This is a genomic window from Arhodomonas sp. KWT (assembly GCF_010993615.1).
The window spans coordinates 1-726 of sequence record NZ_WNXE01000848.1 but is presented as its reverse complement, the minus strand read 5'-3'; the positions used below and the strand labels follow the sequence as shown (position 1 = coordinate 726).

Genomic DNA, 726 nt, shown 5'->3' with positions numbered 1-726 from the left:
GCGGCGGTGCAGACGGTCGGCGAGCGGATTCAGGCGGCCGCGGTGACCGGCGCACCGCCGAATGCCGCCCTGCCCGCCGGTACAGGCGGGTAGGTCGTGCACGGCCGCAGGCCGTGTGCGACGCACTGCCGGGACCATACGGAATGTCGCACGCCTGTGGCGCACGACCTACCGGAACTCCCATCCGCTACCCCCGGGGGCAGGATCAACAGACACGGTTGCTCACCCGGGCCTCCTGGCGGAGTCGTCCGGCACACGCCGAGTGAACGGCCTACCGGGAGGTCTCAGCTAGCCGCCGGCGGCGTCGCCGCCCTCCACGCGGCGGTCGATCACCACGGCCACCGGATCGCCGCCATCCTCGCCGGAGACCGGGACCGGCCCGGCGCTACCCTGGAGGTCGCCGGCACTGGCCATCGGACGGCCGCTGCGGGAGACGCGGGCGATCAGCTCGACACGGTCACCCTCCGCCATGGAACGCCCCGCCATCGCCATGGAGCTATCCAGCCGGACCTCCGCAGGGAGATCCCCCAGGGTCAGGCGGCGCGCGGCCAGTGGTATCTCCGGCCCTTCGGGGGAGCGGGCGTAGACGAACACCGTGGTCCCGGCGGGCAGGTCCGCGGCGAGATCGTCGGCGACCCGGATCCGCACGGTAACGCCGGCGCCCGAGGAGGCGGCGGCATCACCGCCGGCGCTTCCGCCGCCCAGACGCTCGATCGCGGCGGTCAG

1 protein-coding gene is annotated in these 726 nt (G+C 74.1%); it reads right to left on the bottom strand.

All coding sequences use genetic code 11. The features are described 5' to 3' along the window. Positions 1 to 288: 288 nt before the first annotated feature. Positions 289 to 726: hypothetical protein (locus tag G7A99_RS22840; protein WP_205600019.1), on the bottom strand; the 438-nt coding region annotated here is incomplete at its 5' end.